10 protein-coding genes are annotated in these 6621 nt (G+C 67.2%); 2 read left to right on the top strand and 8 right to left on the bottom strand.

What is annotated here, in order from left to right; translation table 11 throughout:
- The 4 genes from JOZ00_RS04835 to JOZ00_RS04820 all read right to left on the bottom strand — a co-directional run.
- On the bottom strand, positions 1-168 hold a 168-nt coding region (locus tag JOZ00_RS04835), incomplete at its 3' end, for a GTP-binding protein (protein ID WP_293340476.1).
- A 91-nt stretch (positions 169-259) separates the two neighbouring features.
- A complete protein-coding gene (gene rpsG / locus JOZ00_RS04830) occupies positions 260-730 on the bottom strand; it encodes a 30S ribosomal protein S7 (protein WP_293340473.1) in 471 nt (156 codons plus the stop codon).
- Complete coding sequence (rpsL, locus tag JOZ00_RS04825; protein ID WP_003879423.1) at positions 730-1104, bottom strand: 30S ribosomal protein S12; 375 nt, start codon at positions 1102-1104, stop codon at positions 730-732. The genes rpsG and rpsL overlap by 1 nt, the downstream gene beginning before the upstream one ends.
- Before the next feature lie 249 nt (positions 1105-1353).
- Positions 1354-1989 carry a TetR/AcrR family transcriptional regulator gene (locus JOZ00_RS04820; protein WP_293340389.1) on the bottom strand — a complete coding sequence of 212 codons (636 nt, stop codon included), beginning with the start codon at positions 1987-1989 and terminating at the stop codon, positions 1354-1356.
- 197 nt (positions 1990-2186) lie between these two features.
- On the opposite strand from JOZ00_RS04820, the gene JOZ00_RS04815 reads away from it, so the two are divergent.
- Both JOZ00_RS04815 and JOZ00_RS04810 read left to right on the top strand, forming a co-directional pair.
- Positions 2187-2564 (top strand): DUF3060 domain-containing protein, encoded by a 378-nt coding sequence (locus JOZ00_RS04815; RefSeq protein WP_293340386.1) that lies wholly within the window; start codon positions 2187-2189, stop codon positions 2562-2564.
- Between the two features lie 71 nt (positions 2565-2635).
- Positions 2636-3085 carry a DUF3060 domain-containing protein gene (locus JOZ00_RS04810; protein ID WP_293340384.1) on the top strand — a complete coding sequence of 150 codons (450 nt, stop codon included), beginning with the start codon at positions 2636-2638 and terminating at the stop codon, positions 3083-3085.
- On the opposite strand, the gene JOZ00_RS04805 is transcribed toward JOZ00_RS04810, so the two are convergent.
- The 4 genes from JOZ00_RS04805 to JOZ00_RS04790 form a co-directional block, all read right to left on the bottom strand.
- Positions 3086-3853 carry a crotonase/enoyl-CoA hydratase family protein gene (locus JOZ00_RS04805; protein WP_293340382.1) on the bottom strand — a complete coding sequence of 256 codons (768 nt, stop codon included), beginning with the start codon at positions 3851-3853 and terminating at the stop codon, positions 3086-3088.
- Complete coding sequence (locus tag JOZ00_RS04800) at positions 3850-4572, bottom strand: PaaX family transcriptional regulator C-terminal domain-containing protein (RefSeq protein WP_293340380.1); 723 nt, start codon at positions 4570-4572, stop codon at positions 3850-3852. The genes JOZ00_RS04805 and JOZ00_RS04800 overlap by 4 nt, the downstream gene beginning before the upstream one ends.
- 2 nt (positions 4573-4574) lie before the next feature.
- Positions 4575-5513, bottom strand: a complete 939-nt coding sequence (locus JOZ00_RS04795) for a crotonase/enoyl-CoA hydratase family protein (RefSeq protein WP_293340377.1) — start codon at positions 5511-5513, stop codon at positions 4575-4577.
- A gap of 6 nt (positions 5514-5519) precedes the next feature.
- A partial coding sequence (locus JOZ00_RS04790) for an acyl-CoA dehydrogenase family protein (RefSeq protein ID WP_293340374.1) occupies positions 5520-6621 on the bottom strand: 1102 nt, incomplete at its 5' end.

Raw genomic sequence — 6621 nt, 5'->3', positions numbered from 1 at the left:
CATCCAGTCCATGGTGGCGGCGCCGTCGTGCACCTCACCGATCTTGTAGCTGATACCGGTGTAGTAGAGGATGCGCTCGGTCGTCGTGGTCTTGCCGGCGTCGATGTGCGCCATGATGCCGATGTTGCGGACCTTGGTCAGGTCGGTAAGCACGTCCTTCTGTGCCACAGAAGTCTTCCCACTCTTTCGATTGCTTAGTTAGTTCGCTATTTCTCTCGCCCCGGCCTCGCTGCCGAATTTCGCCGCAGCGCGGCGATTCTCACCAGCGATAGTGCGCGAAGGCGCGGTTGGCCTCGGCCATCTTGTGGGTGTCCTCGCGCCGCTTGACGGAGGCCCCGAGGCCGTTGCTGGCATCCAGAATCTCGTTTGCCAGCCGCTCGACCATGGTCTTCTCCCGGCGCTGCCGCGAGAAGGAGACAAGCCAGCGCAGCGCCAGCGTGGTGGACCGGTCCGGACGCACCTCGACGGGCACCTGGTAGGTCGCACCACCGACGCGGCGGCTACGCACTTCCAGGGCGGGCTTGACGTTGTCGAGAGCACGCTTGAGCGTGATCACGGGATCAGTACCTGTCTTCTCCCGGGCATTCTCGAGCGCACCATAAACAATGCGCTCAGCGAGCGATTTCTTCCCCTGGAGCAGGATCTTGTTCACCAGCTGGGTGACCAACTGCGATCCGTACACCGGGTCGTTGACCAGCGGACGCTTCGGCGCGGGCCCCTTGCGCGGCATTAGCTCTTCTCCTTCTTGGCGCCGTAACGGCTGCGAGCCTGCTTGCGGTTCTTGACACCCTGGGTGTCGAGCGAACCGCGGATGATCTTGTACCGCACACCGGGCAGGTCCTTGACTCGGCCACCACGCACCAGCACCATCGAGTGCTCCTGCAGGTTGTGGCCCTCGCCCGGGATGTAGGCAGTGACCTCAACCTGGCTCGTCAGCTTGACGCGCGCGACCTTCCGAAGTGCCGAGTTCGGCTTCTTCGGGGTGGTGGTGTACACGCGGGTGCATACGCCACGGCGCTGCGGGCTGCCCTTCAAAGCCGCGGTCTTGACCTTGCCGATCTTGTCCCGGCGACCCTTTCGGACCAGCTGCTGAATGGTTGGCATCTATCGTCTTTCTGTCTTCGTGTTCGGTGTCTTCAAGCGGTTTTCAAGTCTTTGCACTGCGGTTATGCCCGTTCGAGTTACCCCGCGTCCGGGTGTGTCGCACGCGTTGCGCACCGGACGGAATCCGATGCATCGTGGACACGCGAATTCGCCCGGCATCCACTTCCTTACGGTTAGGCGCCGTAAGCCGCCAGGCACGAGCCACCACAATACCCGCCGCCGGTCTTGCAGGTCAAAGCGGTGACCGCGCTAACCCCCGGCACCGTCGTGGGTGCGCCTTTCCACACCCGCCGCCAGCCGCAGCACCATGTCTGAGAACAAGGCATCGGTGTCGACGTCGTCCATCACGCCAGTCATCTCCAGCAGCACGAACCCGTGCATCGCGGACCAGAATTCCAGCGCGGCGTGGAAGGCCTCGACACCGTCGAGACCGTAGGAGGACAGCACGGCGATCACCGGTGCGGCCGCGCCCCGGGTCGCGGCGGCGTATTCGGGATCCTCGCCCCCCAACGGCATCCGGGTGAAGGCCGAGTAGCGACCGGGGTGGTGATGGGCGTAGCTGCGGTAGGCGCCGGCCATGACGAGAACCGCGTCGTCACGGGATCTACCCTCGCCGACCCGGTTCAGCATGGTGATGATGTCGTCGATCACGCGGATCCGCACCGAACGGCGCAGGTCCTCCAGGCTGTCGACGTGGTTGTACAGCGACGGCCCTTTGGTCCCCAGCTGGGTGGCCAGAGCGTTGATGGTCAGCGCGTCCCAGCCCTCACGATCCAGGAAGGTCAGTGCGCCGTCGATGATGCCGTCCCGGCTCAGTTTGGCCGGGCGAGAGGCGGTCTTGCGTGGGCGCGCGGCGGCCGCCGGTGATTCCGGCTGAGCTGCCATGGCGGTCGCCCTTCGATTGCGATGCTCGGGTTGGTTAACTAATGACTCTAGTTGACGGGTGCCCTGAAGCCATCAAGCACGGCGAGGCGTCCTCGGTCGCGCAAATGCACACAAGGCTGCCAGCGAGCGGGCGGATGCACGTAGTCTCATCCCAGGCTCGTTCGAGCAGATTCACTGGTCTTTAAAGGGGGCCCGCGGTGAACTGGACTACCGTCGCCGGGTCGCTGGCCACCTGCGTCATCACCGTCGCGGCCACTCCCGCGAGCCCCGCCCCGATTGCGCACGCCAAGAACGGCGACACCCACGTCATCGGCGAAGGCCTCGAGCAGACGTTGGACTGCAACGACGCCACACTGCTGGTCAACGGCACCAACAACAGCGTCACCGCGCTGGGGAACTGCTACGCGGTGACGGTGATGGGCTCGTCCAACACCGTGGTCGCGGACTCGGTTTCGCACGACATCACCGTCTACGGCTACGACCAGACGGTCTTCTACCACAACGGCGCGCCGTTCCTCTGGGACCGCGGCCGCGAACTGGGCATGACCAACCGGCTCCAGCAGGTGCCCGGCTGACGCTCGACACCGAACCGCCATTCGATCTAGGGGGACGAAAACCATTGCTTGCCAACATCATTGACCGTCGAATGAGCATGCTCGTCGTGGCCCCGGCCATCGCGGCGATCGCGCTGGCCGGCTGCAGTTCGACAGCCAATCCGCCCGGCGGCACCTCGGCCACCCCGAGCAGCACCAAGTCGAGCGCCACGGCCGCGCCGACCACGGGGCCCAGCGGCGGGGTGAGCACCACCGCGTCGGTCGAGATCGGCAACACCGTGAATTACGGGTCGATGGGCACCACGACCACCCTCGACTGCGCCAACGGCAAATCACTGAACGTGGCGGGTTCGGACAACACCCTGACAGTGACCGGTACCTGCGCGACGGTCAGCGTCGGCGGCACCCACAACAAGATCACCTTCGACAAGATCGATACCCGGATCACCGTGTTGGGGCTGGACAACACCATCACCTACAAAGCCGGTACTCCCAAGGTCGACAACCTCGGCTCGGGTAACACCATCAACCAGGGCGGCTGACTAGCCGGCCGGTGCACCGTGCCGCCCGGCGCCCGCGGCGAACCGTCCGGCCCCTTCGTTGGCCTCGGCGGCCACCCGCGAGATGCTGGCGAACTCGAAGTCGAGCGCATCGGATTCCGTTGCGCCCCACTGGTGTAACGCGGACAACCGATCCGAACGCAGGCACTGCTGCGGCAGCGCCGCCAATTGCGCGGCCAGCTCTTCGGCCGCGTGCCGGGCCTGACCGTTGGGCACCACCCGGTTCGCCAGCCCGATGGCGAGCGCTTCGTCGGCTTTGACACCACGGCCGGTGAGGATCATGTCCATCGCGCGACTGTGCCCGATCAGGCGGGGCAGCCGCACGGTGCCGCCGTCGATCAGCGGGACGCCCCAGCGGCGGCAGAACACGCCGAATACGGCGTCCTGTTCGGCCACCCGCAGGTCGCACCACAGGGCCAGCTCCAGGCCGCCCGCGACGGCGTGGCCGCTGACCGCGGCGATCACGGGCTTGGACAACACCATTCGCGACGGCCCCATCGGGCCCGGGCCCGTGCGGTGCACGGCGTTGGCGTCGGGGGTGCCGAACGCCTTCAAATCGGCTCCGGCGCAGAAGGTTCCGTTATCTCCCCACAGGACGGCGACGGACGCGTCGTCGTCGCGGTCGAACTCGTCGAAGGCGTCGTACAGTGCAGCGGCCGTCGGGCCGTTGACCGCGTTGCGCGCCGCAGGCCGGTTGAGGATCACCGTGGTCACTGGACCATTGCGCTCGATGCGCACCGGATCGCTCATGTCACCTCCACGAGTTGAGTTGGGTCACGCCGTTGCGCGAGTTCGGTGGCGAAGTGGTGGTAAGCCTCCCGCAGCCGGGCGCCGGGCCAGTCGGCGGGCAGGAGTTCGGGCGGCAGCATCGGGTCGGTGAGCAGGTGACGCACGATCGCGGCCGCCACCAGAAATCGGCCCGGGATGTCGGACGCTTGCGACATCTCGTCTAGCAGCCTGCGGCCGGTTTCGGCCCAGCCGGGTAGGTCCCAAAGTTCGCCGGCCAGCTCGGCGGGCGCGTCGTCGCGGGCCTTCATCGCCCGCACCCGCGACGCGACATCGGGGTCGAGGTCTGGCGCCAGGTTGTCCGGCCGCATCCACACCCCTTCCCGCAATTCACCGAAGCGCTTGTCGTGCATGGTGGTTCGCAGGGCGGCGCGGGCACGCGCATCGGTGCCCACGGCCGTGACGACCAGCAGCAGCCAGTCGCCGCGCCAGGTCCGCGTCTGCGGGCGCATGGCGTCGTCCTGGCGGCGCTGGCGGGCCAGCAGTCGGTCCGAGAGCCGATAGCCGTCGGCGGACCGGATCAGGTCACCGGCGCCCACCATGCGGGTCAGCGCGACCCGCAGCGTGGTCTCTTTGATTCCGAAATCAGCTGTGAGCCTGATCAATTCGCCGGCGCTCGCCCAGGCCGGATGCGCGCCCAGCAGCACGCTGAGCACCACCGAGCGGGCCGTCATGTTCGGCATGCCTACACCTGGGAAGCTCGACGGCCGTGATCGCCGAACGGCTCGTCACGATGCCGGACCGCCTCGCGGAAGCCGTGTTCGACGGCGTCGGCGACGAAGGCGTGTCCCTCCGGGGTGTGCCGGGCGACACCGTCGAACACCGTGCTGACCATCCTGCTGGTCGCCACACCCTGTTGCAGCAGAGCGGAATTCAGCGCGAGCTTGACCATGATCAGCTGGTTGACCGGCACCGCCGCGATCCGCTCCACGAGTCGCTCGGTGCGCTCGTCGAGGTCCGCCGGGTCCGGCGCCTCGACGGCCAGACCCCACTCGGCGGCCTGCGCGCCGGTGATGCAGTCGCCGGTGAACAGCAGGCGTTTGGCGCGCTGGTCGCCGAGCCGGTGCGCCCACATGCCCGCGGCCGGGACGCCCCACACCCGGGTCGGCGGGTAACCGATCTTGGCGTCGGCGGCGGCGATCACCTGGTCGGCGTGCAGCGCGATGTCGGTGCCGCCGGCCACGCAGTAGCCGTGAATCTTGACCACCGTTGGTTTGTCCGCGTACAGGAGGCTGGAGAAGCCGCGCACGAACCGACTCATCATCTGGTAATCGATCATCGGATCCCACGGTTGATCCGCAAAGTGGTTGACCGCCTGCGTCTTACCGTCCAGCACCGTGCCGGAGTAGGCGCCGGTGCCACCCGCCGAGCCGGTGCGATCGGCGTAGGCGCTCAGATCGAATCCGGCGCAGAAGCCCTCGCCGCGGCCGGACACCAGGATTACGTGGACGTTGGGGTCCAGGTCGGCCCGCTCCACCAAGGCCGAGAGCTCCAGCGGGGTGTCCGCGACGATCGCGTTGCCTTTTTCCGGGCGGTTGAACGTGATCCGCGCAACCCGGTCGGTGACCTCGTAGGTCATCGTTTTCAGGTTGTCGAAGTCGACGGGCCTGATCGCGTGAGTCATTGGGACTCAGCCCTTTACCAGCGCCCGCTCCAGGATCGGCGCAAGATCCAGGCCGTCGGGCATGGTGCCGAACGCCCCGCCCCACTGCCGGTCGAGGCGCGTCACCAGGAACGCCTCGGCCACTGCGGGATGCCCGTGGCGAACCAGCAGCGAGCCCTGCAGAGCCAGGCAGATGTCCTCGGCGACCTTGCGGGCGCGGTATTGGATGGTGTCCAGGTCGGCGAGTTGTTTCTTCAGCGCCTCGACGTGGTTGCCCAGCCGCGGGTCCTGGCTCGCGGTCTCGTCGATTTCGGCGAACAACACCTCGACGCTTTCGGAACGAGTCGCCATGGCGCGCAACGTGTCCAGGGCGCTGACATTGCCCGAGCCCTCCCAGATGCCCATCAGCGGCGCCTCGCGGTACAGCCGTGGCATGCCGGAGTCCTCGACATAACCGTTGCCGCCCAGGCATTCCAGGGCTTCAGCGGCGTGCGGGGTGGAGCGCTTGCACACCCAGTACTTGCTGGCCGCCAGGCCGATGCGGCGCAGCAGGGACTCCTTCTCGTCGCCACGCACCGCGGCGTCGGTCGCGCCGGCCATCCGCATCGCGACCATGGTGGCGGCCTCGGCCTCCACGGCCAGGTCGGCCAGCACGTTGCGCATCAGCGGCTGGTCAATCAGATAGGCGCCGAAGGCCTTTCGGTGCTGAGCGTGGTAGATCGCGCGGGTCAGGCCGGTGCGCATGCTGGTCGCGCTGCCCAGCGTGCAGTCGAGCCGGGTCAGGTTCACCATCTCGATGATGGTCGGGACGCCGCGGCCCTCCTCGCCCACCAGCCAGGCGACGGCGCCGTCGTATTCGACCTCGCTGGAGGCGTTGGCGTGGTTGCCGAGCTTGTCCTTCAAGCGCTGAAGGAACATCCGGTTGCGGGTGCCGTCGGGCAGGATCCGGGGCAGCATGAAACACGACAGCCCGCCCGGTGCTTGCGCGAGAACCAGGAAGATGTCACACATCGGCGCGGAGGTGAACCACTTGTGGCCGGTCAGGCTGTAGGTGCCGTCCGCGTTGGGCGTCGCCTGGGTGGTGCCGGCGCGCACGTCGGAGCCGCCCTGCTTCTCGGTCATCGACATG

Source organism: Mycobacterium sp., from assembly GCF_019243155.1.
Taxonomy (GTDB): Bacteria; Actinomycetota; Actinomycetes; order Mycobacteriales; family Mycobacteriaceae; genus Mycobacterium.
This window is presented reverse-complemented; position numbering and strand designations above follow the sequence as displayed.

What these genes read in the sequence shown, in the direction of transcription:
- JOZ00_RS04810 (WP_293340384.1), top strand. Translation starts at nt 2,636, where the DNA reads ATGAGCATGCTCGTCGTGGCCCCGGCCATCGCGGCGATCGCGCTGGCC.
- JOZ00_RS04800 (WP_293340380.1), bottom strand. Translation starts at nt 4,572, where the DNA reads ATGCCGAACATGACGGCCCGCTCGGTGGTGCTCAGCGTGCTGCTGGGC.
- JOZ00_RS04805 (WP_293340382.1), bottom strand. Translation starts at nt 3,853, where the DNA reads ATGAGCGATCCGGTGCGCATCGAGCGCAATGGTCCAGTGACCACGGTG.
- rpsG (WP_293340473.1), bottom strand. Translation starts at nt 730, where the DNA reads ATGCCGCGCAAGGGGCCCGCGCCGAAGCGTCCGCTGGTCAACGACCCG.
- JOZ00_RS04820 (WP_293340389.1), bottom strand. Translation starts at nt 1,989, where the DNA reads ATGGCAGCTCAGCCGGAATCACCGGCGGCCGCCGCGCGCCCACGCAAG.
- JOZ00_RS04795 (WP_293340377.1), bottom strand. Translation starts at nt 5,513, where the DNA reads ATGACTCACGCGATCAGGCCCGTCGACTTCGACAACCTGAAAACGATG.
- rpsL (WP_003879423.1), bottom strand. Translation starts at nt 1,104, where the DNA reads ATGCCAACCATTCAGCAGCTGGTCCGAAAGGGTCGCCGGGACAAGATC.